Consider the following 25,266-nt stretch of genomic DNA (forward strand, 5'->3'; position numbering starts at 1 on the left):
CGTTGCTCAGCGTTTTGCGTGTATCCAGGCCCCCGCCTTGCTGCGTTGTTGGGTTACTTTGCCGGCTAATGTTCGCTGTTGATAACTGCTGAGTAGTATAAACAACAGCACACAATTATAGATGGGTGCACATGCTGTGGGCGGCTATTATTCGACAAGCGGTAGCGCGACGATGCGATGCTCGATAAAAATGCGACTGGGGCGGTATATGTTGACGGGTATACTTGTTCCGTTTAAATTTGCGGGGACGGAGATGGTCGCATGGCACAGTCAAATATGATGCGCACAGTGGGGCTGGCGCTCGAGGGAGGCGGCTACCGCGGTATGTATACGGCGGGCGTGCTCGACGTATGGATGGAGCACGGTTTGACCTGCGACCATATGGTGGGTGTCTCGGCGGGCGCGGCGTTTGGCTACAACTTTAAATCACGACAGATCGGCCGTGCCATTCGCTACAACAAGGCCTATTGCGCCGACAAGCGCTATGCGGGTGTAGCAAGCTGGCTGCGAACTGGCGATATGTTCAATGCCGATTTTGCCTATCATGAGGTGCCTATCGAGCGCGATCCCATCGACTTGGAGACGTATCGCGCCTGCCCCATGCGATTTACGTGCGTGTGTACCGATATCGAGACGGGCAAGGCCGTCTATCACGACCTGCCCTATGGCGACGAGCGTGATATCGAGTGGATCCGGGCGTCGTCGGCGATTCCTGTGGCGACGCGTCCCGTTGTTATTGACGGGCATAAGTATCTGGATGGCGGCGTGGCTGATTCAATTCCCAGCGCTTGGCTGTTTGCGCAGGGGTATGACCGCAATATCGTGGTGCTCACACAGCCGGCTGGCTTTGTGAAACAGCCCAACAGCGTGATGCCCATGCTGCGGCGCGTGCTCCGTCACTACCCGGAGTTTGTCGCAGCGCTTGAGCATCGGCATGAGGTCTACAATGCCACGCTCGATGACCTGGCACGTCGCGAGGCTGCCGGCGAGGTCTTTGTGGTGCGGCCGAGCGAATCGGTGAAGGTGCCGTCGCTGTGCCGCGAGCCCGATGAGCTCGAGCGCATCTACCAGGTCGGTCGTCGTGATGCGGAGGCGACCTTGCCGGCGTTGGAAGCGTATCTGGCGGGGTAAGGGTCGCATGCGGAAAGCGCATCCCGGAGTGGAGGTCCAAACTGGGATGCGCTTTCCATTGCTGAAGATGTGAGGCTGCGGATCAGCTGCTCGGCTTGAGCCTATGCCTGCTGCCAGGTGTCGACGAGCTCCTTGGCTGCGGCGTGGGGGTCGTCGGCACTGCAGACGGCGCTCACCACAAAGAAGCCATCGACGCCGGTTGCCTTAAGCTGCGGCAAGTCGGCCGTCTTGACGCCGCCGCCCACCACGATGGGCACGGGGCTTGCCGCGTGGAGTGCGGCCAAGTCCTCAAAGCTCTTGGTGATGATAGAGCCGTCGGCCGCGCGTCCGCAGTCGCGCTTGGTCTCGGTCTCGTGGAGCGGGCCGATGCCCAGGTAGTCGACTAGGCTCATGTCGGCGGTCTTGACGTACTCGAGCATCTCCTCGCAACGGGCCGAAAGGCCCACGATGGCGTCGGGGCCCAAAAGTTTGCGGCAGGCCTCGACGGGAATATCACTCTGACCCACGTGCACGCCGTCGACGGCAATACCCTGCTCGCGCGCGGCGAGTACGCAGTCAAGGCGGTCGTCGATCAGCAAGGCGACTTGACCGGTCTTGCCGGCCTGTGCGATTGCCTGCGCGGCGTCGCCCGTCAGCGCGATGATTTCGCGGGCGCTTGCCACCTTGGAGCGCACCTGGATGCAGGTAAAGCCTGCGTCGAGCGCCTGAGCCACCACATCGCCCACGGGACGCCCGAGCGTGTTTTCGGGGCCGAGTACCAGATAGGCCGAGATATCAAGGTTGTCGCGGATACTCATCGTGCTTCCTCCTGCTTTTTGATCTGCGCTTCCATGCGCTCAAGCTTGCCGGTCATGGTGTCGGTAAATCCGGGTCGAATATCGGCTTTGAGCACGACTTCGGTGCGGATGCCCTTGCTCGCCAACACAAAGGTTGCGTCGCGCACGACCTGCATGACCTCGTCCCAGTCACCCTCGATCTCGGTGAACATCGAGGTGGTGCGGTTGGGAAGGCCGCTCTCGCGAATGACGCGCACGACCTCGGCGACCTCGGCGGACAGCTCGTCGCCGGTGCCGCACGGGGCGATGGCCACGGCGACGAGCGTGTTCATGCCGGCATTGGTTACGGGCTCGGACATGGCTTATGCCTCCTCGAGCTCGAGTTGGTTATTGGCAATGTCCTGGGCGGTTGCGCGGTAGAGCTCGTCGATAAAGGCGACCTTAAAGTTTGCCGGGGCATCGGCGACAGCGGCGGCACGCGTGCCGGCGACATTGTAGACGGCGGTACCGCAGACGGCTGCCGTAAACGGATCGGCAGCGCAGGCGTACACGGCCAGCACGCCGCCCTGCGAGCAACCGCAACCGGTGATCTTGGACATGAGCGGGCTGCCGCCGTGGGACTTGGCCACGGTCGTGCCGTCGGTAATCAGGTCGACTTCGCCCGAGACGACCACGGCGCCGCCGGTGTAGCGGGCGAGTGCCACGGCAGCATCGCGGGCGGCGTCTACCGTGTCGGTGGTATCGACGCCACGTACGCGGCTCAGATCGGCCGCCTCGCCCTCAAGACTCCACAGGCCGGCGAGTGCAATGATCTCGGAGGCGTTGCCGCGCACGATGGTGGGCTTGTACTGCTTGAGTTCGTTTACCAGCTGGGTGCGCAGGCTACCGATGCCTAGGCCTACCGGATCGAGCACCCAGGGCTTGCCGGCGTCGTGTGCCGCCTTGGCCGCGCGGGGAATCGTCTGCTCATAGATGGGGAAGAGCGTGCCCATATTGAGATAGATGGCGCCGCCGCCGGCAACGAGTGCCTCGCCCTCGTCGGGCAGATAGACCATGGCGGCCGATCCGCCCACGGCGAGCTGCGCGTTGGCGACAAAGTCGATCGTCACCGTGTTGGTGATGGAGCCGGCCATCGGATTGGTGGCGCGAATCTCGTCCACCGCCTTGACCATATGTTGCTTAAGCTGTTCCGAATCAATCACTGCACATGCCTCCTTGGCATAGAAAAGGGGCGCTGTGCATAGACAGCGCCCCTGTAAAGGCGGCATGCTCCCTACGCCAGCATTAACTGACAGGTTCAAAGGATTGGGCCCCATGCCCTCTCAGCCTTGTGGTTTGCACCGCCGGCACTCCCGCATCGAATCTGTTGTTCCCTATACTAGCGCACCTGCCAAAAAGGGACAGGTTTATTTTGGCAGGTCGTTACAATAGGTAGGACCGATACGAATGGGGGCCTTATGATCAAACTTGTGCTGACCGATATGGACGATACGCTGATTCCAGCCGGGCATGACGGCGCCAGCGACTACGCCATCGAGGGCATTCATGCCATGCAGGCGGCGGGTCTGCACTTTGGCCCGGTTTCGGGTCGTCAGCCGTCCGCGATGGGCTGGATGTTCAAAAACCGTTCCGAGTGTTTTTCGACAGGTGCGTTCTGTAACGGCCAGGTGATGTTTGTCGACGGCGGAGTCGTCGCCTCGCGCGCAATCGACAACGATGCTCTGATGCGTTTGGCCGACTATCTGGAGCAAGAGACCGATGATACATTTTTAAAAGTCTACAGCCTGGGCGATGACTTTTGGGGCAACGATGCCTATTGCGTGACGAGTGATCCCGAGCGCGTTCGTCGCGCCATGGGGTCGGGCGGCAACACATGGCTCAAAGGCGAAGAGGCTCCGTGCCATCCCGTCGTCGATGACGCGCCGGTGTTCAAGGCGAATATCTGGAGTGCCCGTTCGCGTGAGGAGCTCGCGGAGCTACGCGAGCGCGTTGCCGCTGAGGTGCCGGAACTCTCGCTCGTGTTTCCCAACAACCGAGTGCGCCTGTTCGACATCCTCCCTGCTGATTGGGACAAAGGCTGCGCTGCGCTGGAGCTGGCGCGTGCTTTGGGCCTGACGCTCGACGAGGTGGCCGTATTCGGTGATTCTGATAACGATTTGCCCATGATCGATGCCGTTCCCAGCTCCGTTGCAGTCGCCAATGCCAACGAGGCCGTCACGGCTGCCGCGCGCTGGCATATCGGCGCTGCGGCAGACGATGCGGTCGCCGGGGCTCTGCATCAGATTGCCGCCTGCGCCGCGACGGGGGAGATGCCGTCATTTATGCGCCTGCCGGGTGCTGCCGACGCGAGTCTCACGAACAGCTAAGGAGACAGCCATGAAGCTCCAGCAGCTCAGATATGTCGTCAAAGTTGCCGAATGCGGCAGCATTACCGAGGCCTCGCGCCGGCTCTTTGTGTCGCAGCCTTCGATTACCGCGTCGATCCGCGATCTCGAAAACGAGATGGGTGTGCACATCTTTGAGCGCACCAACAAGGGCGTCATTGTGTCCGAGGAAGGCGAGACCTTCTTGGGCTACGCGCGACAGGTGCTCGACCAGGCCGATCTGCTCGAAGGCAAGTACAAGGGCGCGTCCGAGCAGGTGCCGCACTTTAGTGTGAGCTGCCAGCATTATTCCTTTGCCGTTAACGCGTTTGTCGACGTGATCCGTGAGTTCGATGCCGCGCGTTACGACTTTACCCTGCGTGAGGAGCAGACCCACGAGATTATCGAGGACGTCGCGCATATGAAAAGCGAGCTCGGCATCCTGTATCTGTCGGAGCACAATCGCGAGGTCATCGAGCGCATGCTGGTGGCCAACGAGCTCGTGTTCGAAGGGCTCTTCTGCGCCACGCCGCATGTCTTTGTATGCGCCGACCATCCACTGGCGGACCGCGCCAGCGTGACGCTCGAAGATCTCGAGGACTATCCGTTTTTGTCCTACGAGCAGGGCAGCTACAACTCGTTTTACTATTCCGAGGAACTGACCTCGACGTTCGAGCGCCGCAAGAATATCCGCGTGCGCGACCGTGCGACGCTGTTCAACCTTGCCATGGGCCTCAACGGCTACACGGTATGCTCGGGCGTGATCAGCCACGAGCTCAACGGCCCCGGCATTATCTCGATTCCGCTCGACGTGGACGAGTACATGGAGATTGGCATCATCACGCGCAAGAACACGACGCTCACGCGCTACGGTCGGGCCTATATCGACGCGATTCGTCAGCATATCTAGGGTGCTGTGCTCCGCACGGTTCAAGTCTCTTTATGGCAGTCCAGACTGATATAGGAAACATCTATATCAAACTGTTATAAACATATATTTTACGATGGCCATATGAGCGCTCATACTCTGTCTCGGTAAAGCAACCAATGCAAAGGGAGATATCTATGAGCACTTTGATTCAACCGAACGCGCCGTTTCGCGCCGATATCGTCGGCAGCTTTCTTCGTCCACGGGCTGTTAAGGATGCACGTGCCGCCTATGCCGCGGGCACACTCGACGCCGCCGGCCTTAAGGCCGTCGAGGACGATGCCATTCGCGATTTGGTGGACAAGCAGAAGGCCGCCGGCCTGCAGGTTATCACCGATGGCGAGTTTCGCCGCAGCTACTGGCACCTCGATTTTATGTGGGGCCTTAACGGCATTGAGCGCCGCGCCTCACGCACGGGCTATATGTTCCATGACGAGGAGACGACGGCCGACACCGCCGTGGTAACCGGTCCCATTAGCGGCGAGAACCATCCGTTCGTCGAGCATTTTAAGTTCGTCAAGGCACTTGAGGGAGAGGGCCACGTTGCACGCCAGACCATCCCGGCGCCTATCCAGACGTTCTCTGAGGTCACGCTCGATCGCTGCGACGGCCAGCAGGAGAGCCTGCGCGCTGTCTATAAGACCGATGAAGAACTTGCCGACGCCATTGCAGCCGCTTATCGCACGGTAATTGCCGACCTGTACGCTGCAGGCTGTCGCAACATCCAATTTGACGACTGCACCTGGGGTATCTACTGCGATACCGATTTTGTCGTCAAAACCGGCATGAGCCCGGTCGATCTGCAAAAGGTAAGCGAGCTGGGCGTGGCGCTCAACAACGCCGCCATCGAGGGTAAGCCCGACGACCTGGTCATCAACACGCATGTGTGCCGCGGCAACTACCACTCTACCTATGCCTTCGAGGGCGGTTATGATCCCATCGCGCCGTACCTGTTCGCAAACGAGGATGTCGACGCATTTTACCTGGAGTTCGATACGCCGCGTGCCGGTGGTTTTGAGCCGCTCAAGTACGTTGCCCCCGGCAAGAAGGTCGTGTTGGGCCTGGTGACCACCAAGGCCGCTGAGCTTGAGGACGAGGATGCCATCGTCGAGCGTATTCACGAGGCTGCAAAGTATGTTCCGCTCGAGAACCTGTATCTGTCGCCCCAGTGCGGCTTTGCCAGCTGCGAGATTGGCAACAAGCTGACCGAGGACGAGCAATGGGCAAAGATCGCGCTGGTCAAGCGTATTGCCGAGCGCGTTTGGAAATAGCGGTAACGTTCGCAGGTGACGGCGCGTGCGAGACATAGCGTATCGCGTACAATGGTTCGGATCGTATCGTTCGGGCAGGTTATCCGATATGCCCGATGCCCTTCCATTCGAAAGGACATCCATGTCCCAATCCTCGACGCCCGCCGTCACCGATGCCATCTACGATGCATCGTCGCTCGGCCGCCCGCGCATGTTTTTGCTCGGCCTGCAGCATCTGTTTGCCATGTTTGGCGCCACCGTGCTGGTACCCGTGCTCACTGGCCTCTCGGTATCGGCAACGCTTTTGTTTGCCGGCCTGGGTACGCTGCTGTTCCACTTCCTGTCGCGCGGTAAGGTGCCGGCATTTTTGGGCTCATCGTTTGCCTTTATTGCCGGTTATGCCGCAATCGCGCCCAACGGCGAGACCGAGTTATTGCCTTACGCTTGTCTGGGCGTTGCCTGCGCCGGATTGCTCTACCCGGTGCTGGCGGCGCTCTTCCGTGCGTTTGGTGCCAAGCGCGTCATGCGCTTCTTCCCGCCGGTGGTGACTGGCCCCATCGTCATTTCCATCGGCCTGATCCTGGCAAGCTCCGCCATTGCCAACTGCCAGACCAATTGGCTTGTTGCCGTTGTCGCTGTGGCAGTGATCGTCATCTGCAACATCTGGGGCCGCGGCATGGTCAAGATCGTGCCGATTTTGCTGGGCGTTGTGGTGAGCTATGCCGTTGCGACTGCGCTGGGCGAGGTTGATTTCTCGGGCGTTGCCGCCGCGCCGTGGGTCGGTCTTCCCATCGTGTGGGACAACACCGTGTTTGCGCTCTTTGGGCCGCAGTTCGATAGCGGTCTTGCCACGACGGCCATTATCACCATCATGCCGCTGGCATTTGCGACCATGATCGAGCATATCGGTGATATCTCGGCTATCGGCTCCACTTGCGAGCGTAACTACATCGCCGATCCTGGCCTGCATCGCACGCTGCTCGGCGACGGCCTTGCCACGATCCTGGCTTCGCTCTTTGGCGCTCCGGCCAACACCACCTATGGCGAGAACACCGGCGTGCTTGCCCTGACGCGTGTGTTCGACCCGCGCGTGATTCGCATTGCCGCGTGCTGCGCCATCGTGCTTTCGTTCTGCCCCAAGTTCGCCGCGGTCATCGCCGCCATGCCGGCGTGTGTAATCGGCGGAGTGTCGCTCGTGCTCTACGGCATGATCAGCGCTGTGGGCGTCCGCAACCTCATCGAGAACCAGGTCGATTTCCAAAACAACCGCAACGTGCTGGTGACCGCCCTGGTGCTCGTGCTTTCGCTCGGCATTGCGTACAGCACCGCCGGCGCCATCGTGCTGGAGTTGGGCGGCGTGACGATTTCGCTTTCCGGCCTTGCCGTGGGCTCGCTGGTGGGCATCGTGCTCAACGCCATTCTGCCGGGTAACGACTTTGAGTTTGATGTCTCCGAGCTCGAGGAGGCTGCTGAGTAGTAGCTGCGTTCAACAAAAACAAAATAAATGGCGCCCATGCGTACGCGCGGGCGTCATTTTTAATGCGTCAATATCCAGTGGATGCCACGTGCCATGCGTAGATCGGTTTGGGCAAAGTGATTGCCGGGGTTGAGCTCCAGCGTTGTTGGAATGCCGCGCTCGACGAGCAACGCTTCCATCGCGCGCGTGTCGTCGAGTACATGCCGCATCATGCGGTTGGGTGTCTTGGTCTCCTTTTTGCCGAGCGACAGGTAGACGGCGTCGGGCGTAACTGCCATCGCGTGCTCGTGAGCATAGTCGATAAAGCCAGGAAACCACAGGGACCCCGATGCGCTTGCGGCGCGGTCAAAGGCATCGGTTTGCCAGAGGGCCCAAAGCGAAAAGAGACCCGCCAGCGAATAACCGGCAATGCCACGCCAAGCAGGTGGCTGTGGGAGCGATAATTCGACCTTTGGGATTATCCGGTTCAGCAACTCATCAAGAAAACCGGCAGCTTGGCCGCCGAAAGGCTCGGCATCGCGTACGGTCCCGTCGCATGCCCAGGGGCTCAGCTCGCGATTCCAATCGAGCCCGCCAATGGCGACGAGGGTGAATGGCGGACAGCCGAGCTCTCGGCAGCGGTCATAAACATCGCTACCGTCGCCCATGACCACGGGGAGGTAAATGACAGGTGCGCTTTCCGTATGCTCCGAATGAACGGTTATCTGCTTTTGCGCTTCCAAGGCAGGCTTCTCTCAGTGTTGTGATATCGGCAGCCCCAATTGTCGCACGCCAGCGTATGCCGGTTGGGCTAGACCAAAGACAATCTCGTGCATCCCCTGCGGACGCATATGGAAAACGCCACCGCCGGAGGGGAGCTCGGCGATGGCGTCGTTAAACGGTGCTCGGGCTCGGGGCCTTCGCGGGAGCTGCCATGTGCGCAGAGGCGTCTAAGAACACTTACGGCTCGCCATGGTGCCTGCGGCGATAGCGGCTGTTCCCGCAAGGACGGTTGCCACGATGGCCGCACCCGAGGTGTCGCCGGTTGCCGCGAGCACGCCGGTAGTCTTGGCTTTCGTGGTTGAAGCCGCAACGGCCTTGGTCGGCTTTGAGCCCTCAGGCTTGGGGTTCTGCTTGGACTCCGCGGGCTTGCTTTCTGCGGGCTTGGTCTCGTCGGGCTTGGGGTCTTCCGGCTTGTCTACCTCGGGAGGTGCGATGGTCGTACTTTTGGCGACTGCTTTGATATAGAGGGAGTCGACCGTGGCGTCGCCCGTGCCGATGGCTTGGCCTGCCTCGTAGATGCCGTCACGGAGCTTGCGATAGTCAATGACCTTGCCGCCTTCGGGCGTCTGGATGGCGGCGTTCTCAATCTTGATGGTGCCGATTGTCTTGCCGTCAGCGCTCATGGCACGGGCAAAGATTGCCGCTGTATCTCCTTCGGCCGTTACCTTGCTGCGGATGATCGAGATGACTGCGGGTGTGACGCCCTCGCTGGTCTGGGCGATGATGCCGATGTTCTCGCCTTGGGGTTCGCGCCTCGTCTCGCCATCTTGGTTTTCGCTGTAGGGGATGGGGCCGTCGCCGTTCTCGACATAGCGGGCTATGGCCTTGACAACGGAGTCGCTGATGTAGATGTGGCCGCCCTTCTCGTTGGGTCGATCGTTTCTGGTGGAGAATGCAGCCGAAACCTCGCCTTCCGCAAACGCGTCCACGGTGGAGCCGTTCTTGACGACGATGTCGTCCTGGTAGGTGAAGAGGGCGTTGGCGCCACCGTATCTGCCTTTACTTGCACGGACCGTCACGTTTGCATGATCGAGGGTGATGCCCTTGTGGGCATAGACGCCATATTCAACACCGTTTACGTTGAGGGAGGCGTTTGTGGCTGCGAGGCTGCCCTTGGCCTCGACGGCAGCGTCTTTCTCGGAGCTTGCCTCGACCGTCCCGCCACCCTTGATGGTGAGGTTCTTGTCGGCTCCAATACCCTTGTCCTTGGTAGCCCTGGCGGTGACGGCTCCGCTGTCGTCAATCGTGATATTGCCGTTTGCCCTGATGCCATCCGATGCACCCGTGGCGTTGACGTTGCCCGAACCTTTGATAGCGAGATCACCTCCGGCATTGATGGCATCAAACCCAGTGCTCGTGGCGTTGACGGATCCGGCTCCGTCGATGTTGATATTACCCGTGGAGAGGATAGCGTCCTCAGTAGATGTCACGCTGAGCGTGCCGCCCTCGTCGCCTTGGATATTGAGCTCGGCATTCTCGTTAGTGCCATGAGAAACGTTGATGCTTTCGATCCATTCGGCAGTGACGATGTTGGTTCCCGAGTAATTCACGTTGAGCTTGCCTGCGGCCTGGATCTCGCCGCCGTTATAGTTGTTGAGCTTCAAGTCGTCGGCGCCGTCCCACGACCAGGTACCGGCCTCGTCGCTCGCCGCGGTGTTGTACTTGTTGCCGCCGACCTTGACCCATTCCGCTGCGAGCGAGACGCTCGGCATGAGCAGCGAGCTCACCGTGAGCGCGCACACGGCGCCCGCGACGATGCGGCGCGTCACGCGGCGCCAGCTGCCGTGCGCGAGTCCTATGCGACGGCGAACGTCGGGTTCGGCAACATGGGTTCCGGCGGTAGTGTCATTGCGTTTGGGGGTCGTGAACAAGGCTGCCATGGTTGCTCCCGTTCTCATAGGGCCTATACGACTAGATTCAGCGTATCTGCTGGATGTTGCCGGCGGTAGTGCCGTTTGGAGGGCAAAATGGCCAAAATGGGGGAGAAATAGGCCGCACGCCGGCGCAGGGACCGGCGCTAAAAGAAAAGCGCGGGGCCGCATGGCGACTCCGCGCTTTATTGTTCAGCTTTTGCAGCCTTGCCCTTACGCTACGAAGAAGTAGACGAGGAAGGCAAGGGCCGCGATCCACCCGTCCCGTGCGAAAAAGTGTTTACGAGCGCTTGCGGCTCACCACGGCGCCCGCGGCGATGGCGGCTGTTCCCGCAAGGGCGGCTGCCACGATGGCTGCGCTCGAGGCGTCGCCGGTTGCTGCGAGTTTGCCGGCGATCTTGGCTCCCGTGGCTGCAACTGCAACGGTCTTGGTCGTCTTCGTGCCCTCGGACTTGGAACCCTCGGGCTTGGTCTCGCCTGGCTTCTCCTCGGGTTTGATCTCCTCGGGAGGCGCGATGACCGTGCTCTTGGCGACAGCTTCGTTATAGGGGGAGTCGATCACAGCGTCGCCCGTGCCGATGGTTTGACCCACCACGTAGAAGATGCCGTCATCGAGTTCTTCCTTGTTGCGATAGCCAATGATCTTGCCGCCTGTGGGCGTCTGGATGGGAGCGCCTTCGATCTCGATGGTGCCGATTGTCTCGCCGTCCGCGCTCACGGCAAGGGCGAAGATTGCCGCCGTGTCTCCCTCAGCTGTGACCTTACTGCGGACAATCGAGATGGTCGCGGGCGTGATGCCCTCCTTGGTCCGGGCAAAGATGCCGATGTTCACGCCCCTATGCTCGGGAATGACCGCGCCGCTTTGGTCGTTGCTGTAGTGATCGGGGCCGTCGCTACCGGACTCGACATAGCGGGCTATAGCCTTGACAACGGAGTCACTAATGTAGATGTGACCACCCGCTTCGTTGGGGTAGTAGTTTCTGGTGGAGATTGCGGTCGAGAACTGGCCTTCTGCGAACGCATCCACGATCGAGCCGTTCTTGATGACGATGTCGTCCTCGTCGGTGAAGAGGGCGCTGGCTTCATCGTTCCCTGCACTTGCACGGACCGTTACGGTTGCGCCATCGAACGTGATGCCCTTGTAGACAATGCCATACCCAACGCCACTTGCGTTGAGGGAAGCGTTCGTGACCGTGAGGCTGTTTTTACCGTCGATGGCGGCGTCTTCCTCGGAGCTTGCCTTGACCTGGCTGCCACCCGAGATCTCGATGTTGCCGCCGGCCCAAATCGCATTGTCTTTGATAGAGCTTGCCTCTACCTTGCCGCCGCCCTTTATGATGAGGTTCTCGTTAGCATCGATACCCTGATCCTCGGTGGCCTTGGCGGTGACGGTTCCGCTGTTGTCGATCGTGATGTTGCCGTCGGCCCTGATGCCATCCGAATCGCCCGTGGCGTTAACGTTTCCCGAGCCCTTGATGGTGACATCGCCCCCGGCATCGATGGCATCGTGCTCGGTGCTCGTGGCGTTGACAGTGCCAGCGCCGTCGATGTTGATGCTGCCGACGGAAGTGATGGCGTCACGAGAAGATGACACGTTGAGCGTGCTGGACGCGTCGCCCTGAATATTAAGCTCGGCGTTCTCGTTCGCGCCATCCTTAACCTTGATGCCGCGGCCGTCGCCGTTAGTGACGGTGTTGTTGCCCTCGTAGCTCACGTTGAGCTTGCCCGCTGCCTCGATCGCGCCGCCGTTATAGCCGTTGAGCTTCATGTCGTCGGCGCCGTCCCAGGCCCAGGTGCCGGCCTCGTCGCCTGCTGCAGTGTTGTACTGAGCGCCGCCGACGTTGACCCACTCGGCCGCGAGCGAGACGCTCGGCATGAGCAGCGAGCTCACCGTAAGCGCGCATACGGCGCCTACAACGATGCGGCGCGTCACGCGGCGCCAGCTGCCGTGTGCGAGCAGCGTGCGACGGTGCACGTCGGGCTCGACAAAATGGGCTCCAGAGGTTTTGTCATTGCGCCTGGGGGTCGTGAACAAGGCGGCCATGGTTACTCCCATCCTCATAGGGCCTATGCGATTACGCCCAGCATATCTGCAGGATGTAGCCGGCGGTAGTGCCGTTTGGAGGACAAAATGTCCAAAACTTGGGAAGCAATACATCGCGCGTCCGTGCGTCGCCTGGCTTTAAAAGAAAAGCGCGGAGCCGCTCGATGCGACTCCGCGCTTTGGTGTTCTGCTTTGGCAGCTTTGCCGCTACGCTACGAAGAAGTAGACGAGGAAGGCGAGAGCTGCGATCCACATGAGCGGCTTGATCTTGGAGGCCTCGCCCTTAAAGAGCGCGACGATCACGTAGGCGATAAAGCCCAGGCCAATGCCGGCAGAGATGGAGTAGGTGAAGGGCACGCCGGCGACAATCATGAACGCCGGGAAACCCTGAGACACGTCGGACCAGTCGATCTCGGAGGCCTCGCTCATCATGAGGTAGCCGACGTAGACCAGAGCACCGCAGGTGGCGGCGCTGGAAACGATGGTGACGATGGGGGAGAAGAACGCGGCGAGAATGAACAGCACGCCGGTGGTGACGGAGGTGAGGCCCGTGCGGCCACCGTCGGCGGCGCCGGAAGTGGACTCGACGAAGGTGGTGATGGAGGAGACACCCATGAAGCCGCCCACAGCGGCGGCGGCGGAGTCGACGATTAGGATCTCCTTGATATTCTCGACGTTGCCGTCGTCGGTGAGGAACTCGCCCTGCTTGGCCACGGCCATCGCGGTGCCCATGGTGTCGAAGAAGTCACTCATGAGCAGCGAGAACGAGATGACGAGGAGCGCGGGGTCGGTAAGGACCTTGACGATGGCGGGCACGCCGCCGGCGTCGGCGATGGGGCCACCGATGCTCGAGAAGTCGAGCGGGGCGATGAGGCCCTCGGGGGCGTGGGTGACGCCCAGCGGGATACCGGCGATAACGGCGACGATGATGCCGATGAGCAGCGAGCCCGGCACGTTGCGGGAAGCCAGGGCAACCGTCACGACGATGGAGATGATACCGACGATAAAGGTGGGGGAGGCGATGTCGCCCAGGCCGACGAGCGTACCGGCGCCAGCGGTGATAATGCCGGCATCGCACAGGCCAATCATGGCGATGAACAAGCCCAGACCCACCGAGATGGCGTGACGCAGGACAACCGGGATGGCGTCCATGATGGCCTCGCGCAGGCCACAAAGCACGAGCAGCAAGATGACGACGCCCTCAAGGAAGATGACGCTCATGGCCACGTGCCAGTCACCGCCGCAGACGGTGGTGGTGATTCCAGCAATCATCGCGTTGACGCCTAAGCCCGACGCGCAGGCGAGCGGGCGGTTGGCGAAGATGCCCATGCAGATGGTCATGATGCCGGCGCCCAGGCAGGTGGCGCAGGCGAGCGCTCCCGCATCGATGCCGGCGCCCGAGAGCACCGCAGGGTTGACGGCGATGATGTAGGCCATCGCCAGGAATGTTGTCAGTCCAGCGCGGAGTTCGGTCCCGATTGTGGACTTGCGCTCGCTGACGTGAAATAGTTCGTCCATGCATACCCTTTCCTTGTTCGGCCCCGAGTTTAGGCCGATTGACACGAACTCACCCACTATAGCCCCTTTACGACGCTGTTGTTCCTCGCATGTTGATGTTCGGCGCTTTGTAGCAGACGGACGGTATTTTTCGCATGAAAATGTGTGGGTACCGTATACTTAAGCGGTTACAACGACCCCTATGGAGGAACGTATGATTAAAGAGCTTTGCCGCGACGAGGCTATTCTGTCCCAGCGTTGCGAGGTCGCGACCGTCGAGGACGAGTCGGTGGCACAGGACCTGATCGATACCATCAAGTCGCTCGACGATGCCGGCTGCCTTGCCGCCAACCAGATCGGCGTCACCAAGAAGGTCTGCGTCTACCTGGACGACGCCGGCGAGCCCCATGTGCTCTACAACCCCCGTCTGGTGTTTGGCCTGGGTGCCAGCAAGATGGAGGAGAGCTGCCTGACGCACGAGGAGATCACCAAGTCCACGCGCTACATCAAGTGCAAGATTGCCTTTGACCAGATCGTCGACGGCAAGATGCGCGAGCGCAAGCAGGACTTTGTGGGCTTCGAGGCGCAAATGATTCAACACATGATTGACCACTGTCTAGGAAAGTTGGTCTAAGGGGACCAAAGCACCGCACCTTGCCGCTCAATCGTCGCTCGCGTACCTTAAGTACGCTTCGCTCCTCTTTCGTGGCAATCTGCGGCACTTTGACCCCTTAGACGACCTGCGGGGTTAACTTGGTTGAGTTTATCCTGCTTGAATAGTCCGGGCGTGACATTGTTGTCATGTCCGGGCTTTTGTGTTTAGCGCCTCTTTGTTTGGTGACAATAACCTTAGCAAGAACGTAAAGCTAGGAGGCGCTATGTGTACGAGTATTCGATTTACCGATAATTCTGGTCACATGTATCTGGGCCGCAACCTCGACTGGAGCTTTGACTACGGCCAACAGGTTCGCGTGATGCCGCGCGGGTTCCACATTCCGTATTCGTTTATCGACGACGCGACAGCGGCACACGCGGTGATCGGTATGTGCATCGATTACAAGAATTACCCTATGTTCTTCGACTGCGGCAACGATGCGGGCCTCGCCGTGGCGGGTCTCAATTTCCCGGGTTATGCCGAGTATGCCGAGGGGCCGGTTGATGGAAAGACCAATATCGCGGCCTATGAGTTTCCCCTGTGGGTGGCAGCGACGTTCTCGACGGTCGATGAGGTCGAGGCCGCGCTGCGCGACACGGTGATTGTTGCCAAATCTGCCGGAGAGGGGCTGGGCGTGTCGCTGCTCCATTGGATTATCGGCGACAGCCAGCGCAGCATCGTGGTCGAGATGATGGCTGATGGCCTGCATGTATACGACGATCCGGTCGACACCCTTGCCAACCAGCCGACCTTCCCGTGGCACATGGAAAACCTCCGCACCTATATCACCGCCACAAGCGATTTTCCGCAGACGGCGACATGGCGTGGCGCCGAGCTCAAGCCCTATGGCGCGGGTGCCGGCATGCGCGGCATTCCGGGCGATTGCTATTCGCCGAGCCGTTTTGTAAAGGCGGCGTACCTCAATGCCAATTACCCGCAAAAGGAGAGCGAGACCGAAAACGTCGTCCGCATGTTCCGCTCGCTCGAGGGCGTGGTGATGATCGAGGGGGCGTCCAGGATGGGCGATGGCAAGTTCGAGAAGACTATCTACACCGGATGCTTTAGCGCGCGCACGGGCAATTATTACTACGCGATGTATGATGATCCGTCGATTCGCTACGTGAGCCTGATGGATGCCGAGGGCGCGAGCCCCGATAGACTCGTGGTTCCCGAGCCGCGTCGTTCGTAGCCGCTAGCTTTACTGCAATACAAGACGGCCCTGCATCTCTCGCGAGGTGCAGGGCCGCTATCGTCGATGGGTGACGGCGCTAGAAGTTGGCGTCGTTGAGCTGTTCGCTCTCGAGGCAGTCGAGCTGTTGCTGTTCGGGCGTATCGGCGACGCTCTCGAGCAACTCGGTGGGATCGACGTTCATGTTCCTGCCGGCTTCGTTGCCGTTGACCAGGTCGTCCGAGAAGATATCGACTTCCATTTCCTCGGCTTCCTCGATTTGGACCTCGAGTGGCACCTGGGTGCGTACGAGCTTGACTGCTGGACGCATGCGGGCAAAGAGCGGTACGTACTCGATGATGATGGCCGAGTTCTCAAGACCGTACCAGCGTGCCGGGCTTCCGCAGGCGCGGCGGACGGCGTACTTGATGGCCATGACGCGGTGATCGTTGCGGTTGATGTCCGTTTCGGGGGCAAGCATCTTGCGCAGCATGCAAAAACGGAAGTCGCCCACGTTGCCGCGCGTCTCGTAGATGGAGTAGGCGTGATGCTGCGGCGGCAGCTCGCCCGATGCCATCAAGTCGCCAACGATCTGGCGCAGGTAGGCATTGATGCGCTGGTTGACCTTAAAGCCCAGGTCCAAGCGCACGCGGAACAAAAAGTCCGTGCCAAAGGTCTCGACGGAATACTCGTGCGTATAGGGCTCATCGGTGACATGCACGTTGATGAACCAGTATGCCTTGGCACGCTTGGGATGCTTATCCAAGATGGAGTAGAGCACGTCGCGGTCGAGCGTGAGCGGGTCGGGACTGTTGGTAAGGAACACCAGATTGTCGGCGAGCACGGGGTAGGTCTCGTCGTTGCGCAGGCGGCCGAGCTGGTCAATGTACTTGGAGACGGGCAGCAGGATCGTCTGCGTGCGCTCGATGGCGGTGCCGCGGCGCCACACGTACATAAGGCCAAACAGCAGCGCGGCCAGGAAGATCATGACGTAGCCGCCGTCAAAGAACATGGTGAGGCACGAAGCGAAGAAGCACAGCTCAATGGCACCAAAGAGCAGGGCGAAGACGCAGGCGCCCAGCTTGTGCTTGAGGATGCCGGCGATGTAGCTCGTCAAAAGCGTCGTGGTCATGAGCATGGTCACGGTAATGGCGAGGCCGTAGGCGCTCTCCATGCGCTCGGAGTTTTGGAACAGCAGCACGATGAAGATACAGCCGACCCACATGATGTTGTTGACGAGCGGAATATAGAGTTGGCCCTTGGTGTCGCTGGGGTAGTGGATGCGCAGATGCGGCATGAGATTGAGACGGGTTGCCTCCGAAACCAACGAGAACGAGCCGGTGATGAGCGCCTGCGAGGCGATGATGGCCGCCACGGCCGAAAGCACGATGGCAAAGGGGCGCAGGGGCTCGGGGAGCATCATATAGAACGGGTTGACGATATCCATCGCGAGCATCTGGGGATTGGAATTGTTGGCGAGCAGCCAAGCTCCCTGGCCCAGATAGTTAAGGATGAGGGCCGCCTTAACAAACGGCCAGGATGCGTAGATGTTGGCCTTGCCCACGTGGCCCATGTCTGAATAGAGCGCCTCGGCGCCGGTCGTCGACAGGAAGACGAAGCCGAGCACCATGATGCCCGAGTGGTTGATGGGCGAGAACAGGAACATGATGCCACGGATGGGGTTGAGCGCGCGTAGGATGGACAGGTTGCCGAGCATGTTGAACAGACCGGCGCCAGCCAAAAACAGGAACCACAGCGTCATGAGCGGGCCGAACAGCTTGCCGATCGACGAGGTGCCGGCGCGCTGCATGGCAAACAGGCCGCAGATAATGATGATGGTGATGATGATGACGTTGGTCTGGCCGTCACCCAAAAGCGCATGGCCCCACTCGATAGTGCGCAAGCCCTCGATGGCCGTGGTAACCGTGACGGCGGGGGTGAGGATGCCGTCGGCGAGCAGCGCCGCGCCGCCGATCATGGCGGGAAGGATCAGCCACGGCGCCACTTTGCGCACCAAGCTAAACAGGGCGAAGATGCCGCCCTCGTTGTGGTTATCGGCCTTCATGGCGATAACCACGTACTTGACCGTGGTCACGAGCGTCATGGTCCAGATGACGAGCGAGAGTGCGCCCAAAATCATGTCCTCGCTGACGGTGCCGATGCCGCCGTTGTTGGCGACGATTGATTTCATGGTGTACATAGGGCTCGTGCCGATGTCGCCGTATACGACGCCGAGCGTTACGAGCAGCATGCCAGCGGAGAGGGGGATGGCGCCATGTCCGCTCTGACTACGCTGGTCTTGGAGGCTTGCCTCCAGTTTGTTGTGTGCCACGTGGACTCCCTTGGACATCCGGCCTCTGCCAAGGGCAGTAGACCTTTATGCCATCTTTATACATATAAGAGCAGTTTGGCACATCGGGGTGTTTTAGACAATAATCCCCAGCTGGGGATTATTTATATACGCAGGTAGCATTTCAAAGCAGGGGCTTTTAAGCACGTGCTGTCTGGGCTATGCCAGCCTTGGCGCCTGCGCGTTTGCCGGCGAATTCGCAAAAGAGCGCGCCGCCGATGATAAGTGCGGCGCCCATCAGGCGGACCGGTGTTATGACTTCGCCCAAAAGGACGGCCGAGAACACGACGGCCGAAAGCGGCTCGAGGTAGCCGACGACCGCAACGGTCTGGACGGGCAGCTTGGCGACAGCGCTAAAGTAGAGCAAGCAACCGATGCCGGTGTTGACGACGCCGAGCATGACGACGGCGCGCCAATCAATACTGGCGGCGACGCCGGCGGACAGGAATGAGGGAGCGCCCTGCGTGATGAGCGTGAGGACCAGCGCGGTCACAAAGGCGGCGCTCACCTGGAGCGTGGAGTTTTCGAGGCCTTCGATGTGTGGCGCACCCTTGCTGGCGATGACCATCAATGCGTAGCAGAAGGCCGAGGCGATGCCGCAAGCGATACCCGCAATGGGCATATTGCCGCCTAGACCTTGCGCTGCAATGAGAAAAGCACCGCAAGCAACGGCGATAAACCCGGCGATTTTGCCACCGGTCAGCTTTTCGCCAAAGATGAGCGGGGAGAGCGCCATGACAATGATAGGGCCGCAGTAGTACAACAGCGAGGATATGCCGACGCCGATCGTCTGGTAGGCGCGGAACAGAAAAATCCAGCTGGCGCCCAGTGCGGCTCCCGAGAGGAGGAGGGCTGCGGCTTCGCGGGGGCGAGATGGCGCCTGCAACTTATGGCGTTGGGTGATGGCGAGGATGGTGACAAGCGAGAGTGCGCCCAAAAACGTGCGCAGCAGCACGATATCGGAGCTCGGCAGCGCGATGGCAGCGGCGATGATGCCGTTGGAGCCAAACAATAGCAATGCTGCTAAGTACGTAAACAGTCCGTTTTTCATGCGCTTCCGTCCCCTCTATATCCGAGCATGTTCACTATGGGTGAACTGGCTTTAGAAGAAAAGTGAATATAATGCATGGATGACATGACAAATACTCATGCAAAGGTGGGGACGTGCCGTGGAGACCAATATCCAAAAGATGCAAGTGCTGCTCGAGACGGTGCGTGCCGGCAGCTTTACGCGTGCTGCAGAGCGGTTGAGCTATTCGCAGTCGGGCGTAAGCCGCATGGTGGGCGACCTTGAGGCAGACTGGGGTTTTAAGGTGCTTGATCGCAGCCGCGAGGGCGTGGTGCTTTCTGCCGACGGGCGGCAGGTCATGCCGGCAGTCGAGGCGTTATGCGAAGAGTTTGGCCGCCTACAGCGACGCGTGGACGAGATGCGTGGGCTCATGCGTGGCAAGATCTGCATCGGTACGTTTTCGAGTGTGGCGACCCACGTGCTGCCGCCGGTGATTGCGCGCTTTCGCGCCGATCATCCGGGTGTCGATTACGAGCTGTTGATGGGTGATTACTCCGAGATTGAGCAATGGGTGGCGGAAGGCCGCTGCGACCTGGGCTTTATTCCGCGCGAGCCACGCGGCGCCGGCATGGCGTCGCGGCCGTTGGTGCAAGACGAGCTGATGGCCGTGGTGCCAGCGGACTCCTCGCTTGCCACCGCGGAGGTCGTTTCCCTTGCCGATTTGGCCAACGAGCAGTTTATTCTGCTGGAACGCGGTAGCGACGACGAGATTACGCCGCTGTTTCGCCGCGCGGGCCTGGCGGTGCGCTCTAAGCTGTCGACCTGGGATGATTATGCGATTATGGCCATGGTCGAGGACGGTCTGGGCGTGAGCATTCTTCCGGCGCTCATCTTGCGCCGCTGCCAGTTCGATGTTGCCGTGCGCCCGCTCGAGGGGCATCCCCATCGGCAGATCAATGCGATATATCGCACGGCTGATGTTTCGCTTGCCGCCGCTCGATTCCTTGAATACCTCTAAACGTGTGCACGTTATTGTCCGCTTTGGGCAAATCTCGGAGTTCGGTACGTTTTCTTATGAAATTGAACTTTCGAATGAGGCACGGCGCTATACTGCTTGCTAAATTGAACTCTGGTTCAATTCGTGTTCTATAAATTGAACTTTGCCAGCAAGGAGGTTCTAGTGGCCCAAGAGACGTTTAGCGATCGCCTGCGACAGGCTATGTCCGATCGCGACGTTCGCCAGTCGGACGTAATCCGCGCATCGGAGATGCTCGGCAAAAAACTCGGCAAGAGTCAGATGAGCCAATATGTGAGCGGCAAGACGATCCCGCGGCGCGATGTGGCAGAGCTGCTCGCCCGTATTTTGGAGGTCGATGTTTCCTGGCTGCTCGCCAGTGACGCCGATCAAGTCGAGACGTCCTCGTCCCATAACGTTGCCAAATCCGAACCTAGTCCCTCAGCTCAAATTCCAAGGAGCACCACCATGCGTACTTTTTCTAAATCCACCAAGCTCGATAACGTCCTGTATGACGTGCGCGGTCCCGTCGTCGACGAGGCTGCCCGTATGGAGGACGAGGGCGAGCGTATTCTCAAGCTCAATATCGGCAACCCCGCGCCCTTTGGTTTCCGCACGCCCGATGAGGTCATTAAGGATATGCGCCAGCAGCTGCCCGACTGCGAAGGCTATTCCAACTCGCGCGGCCTGTTCTCTGCGCGCAAGGCGATCATGCAGTACTCGCAGATCAAGGGCCTGCCCAATGTTCAGATGGAGCACATCTACACAGGCAACGGCGTGTCCGAGCTCATTCAGCTTTCGATGAACGCGCTGCTCGACAATGGCGACGAGATTCTGATCCCCAGCCCCGACTATCCGCTCTGGACGGCGTGCGCGACCCTTGCCGGTGGACATCCCGTGCACTATCTGTGTGATGAGCAGGCCGATTGGTATCCTGACCTGGAGGATATGGAGTCCAAGATCACGAGCGCGACCAAGGCCCTCGTCATCATCAACCCCAACAACCCCACGGGCTCGGTTTACCCGCGTGAGGTGCTCGAGGGCATCGTCGAGGTTGCGCGCAGGCACCAGCTCATGATCTTTGCCGATGAGATCTATGACCGTCTGTGCATGGACGGCTACGAGCACGTCTCGATTGCCTCGCTCGCTCCCGATCTGCCCTGCGTTACCTTTAGCGGCCTTTCCAAGTCGCACATGATCGCGGGCTATCGTATTGGCTGGATGGTGCTTTCGGGCAACCAGCGCTGCATGAGCGACTTCATTATGGGTATCAACATGCTCTCTAACATGCGCCTGTGCTCCAACGTGCCGGCCCAGTCGATCGTCCAGACGGCGCTCGGTGGCCATCAGTCGGTCAACGACTACATCCGTCCCGGCGGTCGTGTCTACGAGCAGCGCAACTTTGTGTATGAGGCACTCAACAAGATCGATGGCATCTCGGTGGTCAAGCCGCGCGCGGCGTTCTATATCTTCCCCAAGATGGATGTGAAGAAGTTCAACATCACCGATGACGAGCAGTTTGCCCTCGACCTGCTGCACGAGAAGAAGATTCTGATCACGCGCGGCGGCGGCTTTAACTGGGCCGCGCCCGATCACTTCCGCATCGTGTACCTGCCGCGCATGGAAGTGCTCAAAGAGTCGCTCGAAGACCTCGCCGACTTCTTCGATCATTACCGTCAAAGCTAAGGGATAGAGGCTCTATACAATCGAAAGCTCCCTGCAGTTGCTTGGCTGCAGGGAGCTTTCTTGAATCGGTGGAACTAAATAACGATTCCGTTGCAGTGGTCGATTTCGTGCTGGATGATCTCGGCGGTGTAGCCCGAGAAGTTTTTGATGCGGCGGACAAAGTTCTCGTCCAAATACTCAACCTTAATGCGGCGATATCGGGTACAGGGACGCTCGCCGGCCAGCGAGAGGCATCCTTCGCTCGTCTGATAGGCATTGACCTGCTCAAGAATTTGAGGGTTGTACATCAGGAGCGCCCTGGTGCCGTCCTTTACGCAGATGATGCGTTTGCGCACGCCGATCATGTTGGCGGCGAGGCCCACGCACTCGTGCTCATGTTCGTTGAGCGTATCCAGGAGGTCCTGCCCGGTCGCGGCGTCGTCGGGTCCCGCGTCTTCGGAAGGAAGGCGCAAAAAGAACTCGGATTTCATGATGGGCTTGATCATGGCGGGCTCCTCATGTCTTATGCTTTCGTGGACTTTTAATAATAGCGCGGAAGGAAAGCTGTGCGTCCGCGTTACAATCTTTCGATGTTGGACCATGTTGCCAGATTCGTCGTGTACGGCGTCTGGCGTAAGTCTAGGGCTCATTTTTCGCCCTGGACTGTTCCTCTGGGGCGATGCGACTGTCGTTCCAAGAGGAAGGAAATGCATGGGGAGCAAATCTCAGCAACAAGTTCAAGTAACGCCATCGGCCACCGCGGCGATTCTCGTCGTTATGTATATTGCAGCCTTTGTTGCCGCGTTTAACGAGAACATCATTAACGTGGCGTTGCACGACATTATGACAGCCTTTTCGGTGAGTGCCACCACGGCGCAGTGGCTCGTTTCGGGCTACATGATCGTGACGTCGATCTTTACGGCCATCATGGCCTTCCTGTCCGGCCGTTTCTCGACGCGCAAGCTGTTATTTTTCGCATGCGGATGTATGGTCGCCGGCGAAGTCCTGTGCCTGGTCGCTCCGTCGTTTAGCGTTTTGCTGCCAAGTCGTATTTTGCAGGCTGCGGGATCGGGCATCTTGTTCCCGCTCATGATGAACGTGGTGCTGTCTTGCGCCCCGCGCGAGAAGCTCGGTCTGTATCTTAGCCTGGGCGGTGCCTGCATTACGCTAGGGCCGGCGTTTGGACCTGTGATCAGCGGTCTTATGTGCACGTTGTTTGGCTGGAGGGCGGTGTTCGTAGTGCCGCTGGTGGGCGGCATTGTGGTCGCTGCGGCGGGCGTAAAGCTTGTACAGAATGTCGGAGAGCGCTCGAACGCCACGCTTGATATTCTGTCGGTTGTTTTGCTCGCTGCCGGCATTACGGCATTTGTGTATTCCGTAGGCGAGTTCTCGACCAATCTGATTGCCGGCATCGTGACGCTCTTCGCCGCCCTTGTGCTGCTCGGCCTGTTTGCGGCCCGCCAGCTCAAACTTGAGCATCCGGTGCTTAACGTGCGTCCTATGGCGAGCGTTCGCTTTTGGCCTGCGTGCCTGCTTGTGGTGGTGTCGATGATGACGACGTTCTCGATGAGTGTTTTGTTGCCGCTCTATTTTGAAGGTGCCTACGGCATGACCGCACTTGTTGCGGGCCTGCTCATTTTGCCGGCGATTGCCTGCAACGCCGTGACCTCGATTGTGGGCGGACGCGTGATGGACGCCCGTGGCGCATGGCCGCTGTTGCCGGTCGGCTTTGCCCTGATTGCCGTGGGGCAGACTGCAATCTCGATGACGGCGGCAAGCATGAACATCGGCGTCGTCGTGGCGCTGACCGTTGTGGTGTATGCCGGAGTCGGCCTGGTGCTGAGCCCCTCGCAGACAGCCGGCTTGGAGACGCTTCCTGCCCCTGAGCATCCTCACGGAACGGCATTGCTCAACACGTGGAACATGATTGCCGCATCGTTTGGCCCGTCGCTGTTTATCGGCTTGCTCTCGAGTTCTGCGGCGACTGCCGGTGCGGCTGGCGTTGCGACCGACGTTGCCCAGGCGATTGGATTTGCAGCTGCCGTGCGCGTGGCGGCTGTGATTGCCGTGGTCGGGTTCGTGGCGTCACTGGTGTACGCTCGTCGCGAGTCGCACATGTCGCATTAATGTGTGCACATAGATTCTGCAGCTAGATTGGATGGCGACACCATAAACTAATGGACGTTTTGCCGAGAGGCATGAATGTTTAAAGCGCAAAGAGTGCGCGACGGGCCCCGCGAATGGGGCGATGATGCCCGAGAGGGCCAAGAAGGAGTCTCATGTCTGAGAACGAAGAGATCATGAACGAGACCGAGAACGAGACCATGGCTGCCGAGGTCGAGGCAGTCGAGACCGTGGAGACCGAAGCTGCCGAGGTTGAGGCTGCTGACGAGGTTTCCGCCGAGGAGGAGGCCGAGGTTGTCGAGGCCGCCGTTGATTACGATGACGAAGAGCTGATGGACAAGATGCAGAAGGCCGCCCGCCTGCTGCGTAGCCGTCGCTTTGCTATTTCCAAGGAGGAGGAGGCCAAGGCCGAGCGCATGGCGAACATCGAGCGCGCCATCAAGCTCCTTGACCTCAAGCCCAAGATGGAGCAGAAGGAAATGTCCGACCTGCTGGGCATGCGCCTTCGTGAGCTCGATGGCCTGATGGCCGAGGCCGAGGCTGCCGATCTGGTCGGCCGCATCGACGACGCCGAGGGCGATATGCGCAAGATCGTTGTCTTCGCTGCCGAGGATGCCGCCGAGGGCCTGGTCGAGCTTGCCAACAAGAAGGAGAAGCTCCTGCCCGAGCTTTCTTACGAGGAGGCCACCGAGCTGATGGCCGCTCTCGATAAGGTCATCGCTCCGCTCGTCGCCATGGGCCTGGACGAGGACCGCGGTCCTCGCGGCGGTCGTGACGATCGCGGTGGCCGTGGCGGCGACCGTGGCGGTCGCGGCGGCTTTGGCGATCGCGGTGGCCGTGGCGGTGACCGCGGCGGTCGCGGTGGCGACCGTGGCGGCCGTGGCGGCTTTGGTGACCGTGGCGGCGACCGTGGCGGTCGCGGCGGCTTTGGCGGCAACCGTGGTGGCTATGGCGATCGCGGTGGCAACCGTGGCGGCTTCGGCGGCAACCGTGGTAACGACCGCGGCGGTCGCGGTGGCGATCGTGGCGGCCGCAACGGCGGCGGCTTCCGCGGCAACCGTTTTTAGTTACGGCGTTTTACCAAACGCCGTAACGGGCCGACGTTGCGCGGGCCGCATTTGGACAATCTGACGTTCAACTTCAAGGGCGCGACCAGAAGGTCAGCGCCCTTTCGTTTCACG

The 25,266-nt window shown here is 60.1% G+C and carries 21 protein-coding genes and 1 riboswitch; of the genes, 11 read left to right on the plus strand and 10 right to left on the minus strand.

From position 1 onward, the window contains the following. Positions 1 to 261: 261 nt before the first annotated feature. Positions 262 to 1,131: a patatin-like phospholipase family protein gene (locus ABCP74_RS04995; RefSeq protein ID WP_343000891.1), complete on the plus strand. Its 870-nt coding sequence runs from the start codon at positions 262 to 264 to the stop codon at positions 1,129 to 1,131. A 101-nt stretch (positions 1,132 to 1,232) separates the two neighbouring features. Here ABCP74_RS04995 and ABCP74_RS05000 read toward each other — a convergent pair whose 3' ends face one another. The 3 genes from ABCP74_RS05000 to thiM are packed head-to-tail and all read right to left on the minus strand — an operon-like array spanning position 1,233 to position 3,109. Further along, positions 1,233 to 1,928, minus strand: coding sequence for a thiamine phosphate synthase (locus tag ABCP74_RS05000; protein WP_343000890.1), 696 nt, complete (start codon positions 1,926 to 1,928; stop codon positions 1,233 to 1,235). Further along, on the minus strand, positions 1,925 to 2,266 hold the full coding sequence (locus tag ABCP74_RS05005) for a thiamine-binding protein (RefSeq protein WP_343000889.1): 342 nt from the start codon (positions 2,264 to 2,266) through the stop codon (positions 1,925 to 1,927). Before ABCP74_RS05005 ends, ABCP74_RS05000 begins: the two co-directional genes overlap by 4 nt. A 3-nt stretch (positions 2,267 to 2,269) precedes the next feature. Beyond that, a complete protein-coding gene (gene thiM / locus ABCP74_RS05010) occupies positions 2,270 to 3,109 on the minus strand; it encodes a hydroxyethylthiazole kinase (protein ID WP_343000888.1) in 840 nt (279 codons plus the stop codon). 51 nt (positions 3,110 to 3,160) lie between these two features. Continuing rightward, positions 3,161 to 3,271: riboswitch (TPP riboswitch) on the minus strand. Between the two features lie 93 nt (positions 3,272 to 3,364). Between thiM and ABCP74_RS05015 the strand changes: the two genes are divergently transcribed. From ABCP74_RS05015 to ABCP74_RS05030, 4 genes are all read left to right on the plus strand, one after another. Beyond that, the gene (locus ABCP74_RS05015; RefSeq protein ID WP_343000887.1) at positions 3,365 to 4,273 is read left to right on the plus strand and encodes an HAD-IIB family hydrolase; all 909 of its coding nucleotides are present in this window, start codon (positions 3,365 to 3,367) and stop codon (positions 4,271 to 4,273) included. A 10-nt stretch (positions 4,274 to 4,283) separates the two neighbouring features. Then, positions 4,284 to 5,180 carry a LysR family transcriptional regulator gene (locus ABCP74_RS05020; protein WP_343000886.1) on the plus strand — a complete coding sequence of 299 codons (897 nt, stop codon included), beginning with the start codon at positions 4,284 to 4,286 and terminating at the stop codon, positions 5,178 to 5,180. A 155-nt stretch (positions 5,181 to 5,335) separates the two neighbouring features. Next, positions 5,336 to 6,469: a 5-methyltetrahydropteroyltriglutamate--homocysteine S-methyltransferase gene (locus ABCP74_RS05025; protein WP_343000885.1), complete on the plus strand. Its 1,134-nt coding sequence runs from the start codon at positions 5,336 to 5,338 to the stop codon at positions 6,467 to 6,469. 121 nt (positions 6,470 to 6,590) lie between these two features. Then, positions 6,591 to 7,925, plus strand: coding sequence for a uracil-xanthine permease family protein (locus ABCP74_RS05030; RefSeq protein WP_343000884.1), 1,335 nt, complete (start codon positions 6,591 to 6,593; stop codon positions 7,923 to 7,925). A 59-nt stretch (positions 7,926 to 7,984) separates the two neighbouring features. Here ABCP74_RS05030 and ABCP74_RS05035 read toward each other — a convergent pair whose 3' ends face one another. From ABCP74_RS05035 to ABCP74_RS05050, 4 genes are all read right to left on the minus strand, one after another. Further along, positions 7,985 to 8,647 carry an alpha/beta hydrolase gene (locus tag ABCP74_RS05035; protein WP_343000883.1) on the minus strand — a complete coding sequence of 221 codons (663 nt, stop codon included), beginning with the start codon at positions 8,645 to 8,647 and terminating at the stop codon, positions 7,985 to 7,987. Between the two features lie 207 nt (positions 8,648 to 8,854). Then, the gene (locus tag ABCP74_RS05040) at positions 8,855 to 10,567 is read right to left on the minus strand and encodes a hypothetical protein (protein WP_343000882.1); all 1,713 of its coding nucleotides are present in this window, start codon (positions 10,565 to 10,567) and stop codon (positions 8,855 to 8,857) included. 271 nt (positions 10,568 to 10,838) lie between these two features. Further along, positions 10,839 to 12,602, minus strand: coding sequence for a hypothetical protein (locus ABCP74_RS05045; protein ID WP_343000881.1), 1,764 nt, complete (start codon positions 12,600 to 12,602; stop codon positions 10,839 to 10,841). Between the two features lie 207 nt (positions 12,603 to 12,809). Next, on the minus strand, positions 12,810 to 14,120 hold the full coding sequence (locus tag ABCP74_RS05050; protein ID WP_343000880.1) for an NCS2 family permease: 1,311 nt from the start codon (positions 14,118 to 14,120) through the stop codon (positions 12,810 to 12,812). Positions 14,121 to 14,313: 193 nt separating this feature from the next. Between ABCP74_RS05050 and ABCP74_RS05055 the strand changes: the two genes are divergently transcribed. Together ABCP74_RS05055 and bsh are read left to right on the plus strand one after the other, a co-directional pair. After that, a complete protein-coding gene (locus tag ABCP74_RS05055) occupies positions 14,314 to 14,733 on the plus strand; it encodes a peptide deformylase (protein WP_343000879.1) in 420 nt (139 codons plus the stop codon). Between the two features lie 244 nt (positions 14,734 to 14,977). After that, positions 14,978 to 15,943, plus strand: coding sequence for a choloylglycine hydrolase (bsh, locus tag ABCP74_RS05060; protein WP_343000878.1), 966 nt, complete (start codon positions 14,978 to 14,980; stop codon positions 15,941 to 15,943). 79 nt (positions 15,944 to 16,022) lie between these two features. On the opposite strand, the gene ABCP74_RS05065 is transcribed toward bsh, so the two are convergent. Together ABCP74_RS05065 and ABCP74_RS05070 are read right to left on the minus strand one after the other, a co-directional pair. Then, positions 16,023 to 18,272 carry a KUP/HAK/KT family potassium transporter gene (locus ABCP74_RS05065; RefSeq protein WP_343000877.1) on the minus strand — a complete coding sequence of 750 codons (2,250 nt, stop codon included), beginning with the start codon at positions 18,270 to 18,272 and terminating at the stop codon, positions 16,023 to 16,025. A 139-nt stretch (positions 18,273 to 18,411) separates the two neighbouring features. After that, positions 18,412 to 19,323, minus strand: a complete 912-nt coding sequence (locus tag ABCP74_RS05070) for a DMT family transporter (protein ID WP_343000876.1) — start codon at positions 19,321 to 19,323, stop codon at positions 18,412 to 18,414. Between the two features lie 118 nt (positions 19,324 to 19,441). Here ABCP74_RS05070 and ABCP74_RS05075 point away from each other — a divergent pair, with 118 nt between their 5' ends. Next, positions 19,442 to 20,299: a LysR family transcriptional regulator gene (locus tag ABCP74_RS05075; protein WP_343000875.1), complete on the plus strand. Its 858-nt coding sequence runs from the start codon at positions 19,442 to 19,444 to the stop codon at positions 20,297 to 20,299. A 201-nt stretch (positions 20,300 to 20,500) separates the two neighbouring features. Continuing rightward, positions 20,501 to 21,982 (plus strand): aminotransferase class I/II-fold pyridoxal phosphate-dependent enzyme, encoded by a 1,482-nt coding sequence (locus ABCP74_RS05080; RefSeq protein ID WP_343000979.1) that lies wholly within the window; start codon positions 20,501 to 20,503, stop codon positions 21,980 to 21,982. Between the two features lie 74 nt (positions 21,983 to 22,056). On the opposite strand, the gene ABCP74_RS05085 is transcribed toward ABCP74_RS05080, so the two are convergent. Next, a complete protein-coding gene (locus ABCP74_RS05085) occupies positions 22,057 to 22,467 on the minus strand; it encodes a peptide deformylase (RefSeq protein ID WP_195503426.1) in 411 nt (136 codons plus the stop codon). A 205-nt stretch (positions 22,468 to 22,672) separates the two neighbouring features. Between ABCP74_RS05085 and ABCP74_RS05090 the strand changes: the two genes are divergently transcribed. Both ABCP74_RS05090 and ABCP74_RS05095 read left to right on the plus strand, forming a co-directional pair. Further along, the gene (locus tag ABCP74_RS05090) at positions 22,673 to 24,088 is read left to right on the plus strand and encodes an MFS transporter (protein ID WP_343000874.1); all 1,416 of its coding nucleotides are present in this window, start codon (positions 22,673 to 22,675) and stop codon (positions 24,086 to 24,088) included. Positions 24,089 to 24,240: 152 nt separating this feature from the next. After that, positions 24,241 to 25,152 (plus strand): hypothetical protein, encoded by a 912-nt coding sequence (locus tag ABCP74_RS05095; RefSeq protein WP_035137032.1) that lies wholly within the window; start codon positions 24,241 to 24,243, stop codon positions 25,150 to 25,152. Positions 25,153 to 25,266 lie beyond the last annotated feature (114 nt).

It is taken from the genome of Collinsella aerofaciens (genome assembly GCF_039062315.1).
GTDB classification, from domain to species: Bacteria; Actinomycetota; Coriobacteriia; order Coriobacteriales; family Coriobacteriaceae; genus Collinsella; species Collinsella aerofaciens_BG.

Excerpts from the sequence above, each read along its gene's own strand:
- ABCP74_RS04995 (WP_343000891.1), top strand. The coding sequence starts at position 262 with ATGGCACAGTCAAATATGATGCGCACAGTGGGGCTGGCGCTCGAGGGA.
- ABCP74_RS05000 (WP_343000890.1), bottom strand. The coding sequence starts at position 1,928 with ATGAGTATCCGCGACAACCTTGATATCTCGGCCTATCTGGTACTCGGC.
- ABCP74_RS05005 (WP_343000889.1), bottom strand. The coding sequence starts at position 2,266 with ATGTCCGAGCCCGTAACCAATGCCGGCATGAACACGCTCGTCGCCGTG.
- ABCP74_RS05015 (WP_343000887.1), top strand. The coding sequence starts at position 3,365 with ATGATCAAACTTGTGCTGACCGATATGGACGATACGCTGATTCCAGCC.
- ABCP74_RS05020 (WP_343000886.1), top strand. The coding sequence starts at position 4,284 with ATGAAGCTCCAGCAGCTCAGATATGTCGTCAAAGTTGCCGAATGCGGC.
- ABCP74_RS05025 (WP_343000885.1), top strand. The coding sequence starts at position 5,336 with ATGAGCACTTTGATTCAACCGAACGCGCCGTTTCGCGCCGATATCGTC.
- ABCP74_RS05030 (WP_343000884.1), top strand. The coding sequence starts at position 6,591 with ATGTCCCAATCCTCGACGCCCGCCGTCACCGATGCCATCTACGATGCA.
- ABCP74_RS05040 (WP_343000882.1), bottom strand. The coding sequence starts at position 10,567 with ATGGCAGCCTTGTTCACGACCCCCAAACGCAATGACACTACCGCCGGA.
- ABCP74_RS05045 (WP_343000881.1), bottom strand. The coding sequence starts at position 12,602 with ATGGCCGCCTTGTTCACGACCCCCAGGCGCAATGACAAAACCTCTGGA.
- ABCP74_RS05050 (WP_343000880.1), bottom strand. The coding sequence starts at position 14,120 with ATGGACGAACTATTTCACGTCAGCGAGCGCAAGTCCACAATCGGGACC.
- ABCP74_RS05055 (WP_343000879.1), top strand. The coding sequence starts at position 14,314 with ATGATTAAAGAGCTTTGCCGCGACGAGGCTATTCTGTCCCAGCGTTGC.
- bsh (WP_343000878.1), top strand. The coding sequence starts at position 14,978 with ATGTGTACGAGTATTCGATTTACCGATAATTCTGGTCACATGTATCTG.
- ABCP74_RS05065 (WP_343000877.1), bottom strand. The coding sequence starts at position 18,272 with ATGTCCAAGGGAGTCCACGTGGCACACAACAAACTGGAGGCAAGCCTC.
- ABCP74_RS05070 (WP_343000876.1), bottom strand. The coding sequence starts at position 19,323 with ATGAAAAACGGACTGTTTACGTACTTAGCAGCATTGCTATTGTTTGGC.
- ABCP74_RS05080 (WP_343000979.1), top strand. The coding sequence starts at position 20,501 with ATGTCCGATCGCGACGTTCGCCAGTCGGACGTAATCCGCGCATCGGAG.
- ABCP74_RS05085 (WP_195503426.1), bottom strand. The coding sequence starts at position 22,467 with ATGATCAAGCCCATCATGAAATCCGAGTTCTTTTTGCGCCTTCCTTCC.
- ABCP74_RS05090 (WP_343000874.1), top strand. The coding sequence starts at position 22,673 with ATGGGGAGCAAATCTCAGCAACAAGTTCAAGTAACGCCATCGGCCACC.
- ABCP74_RS05095 (WP_035137032.1), top strand. The coding sequence starts at position 24,241 with ATGTCTGAGAACGAAGAGATCATGAACGAGACCGAGAACGAGACCATG.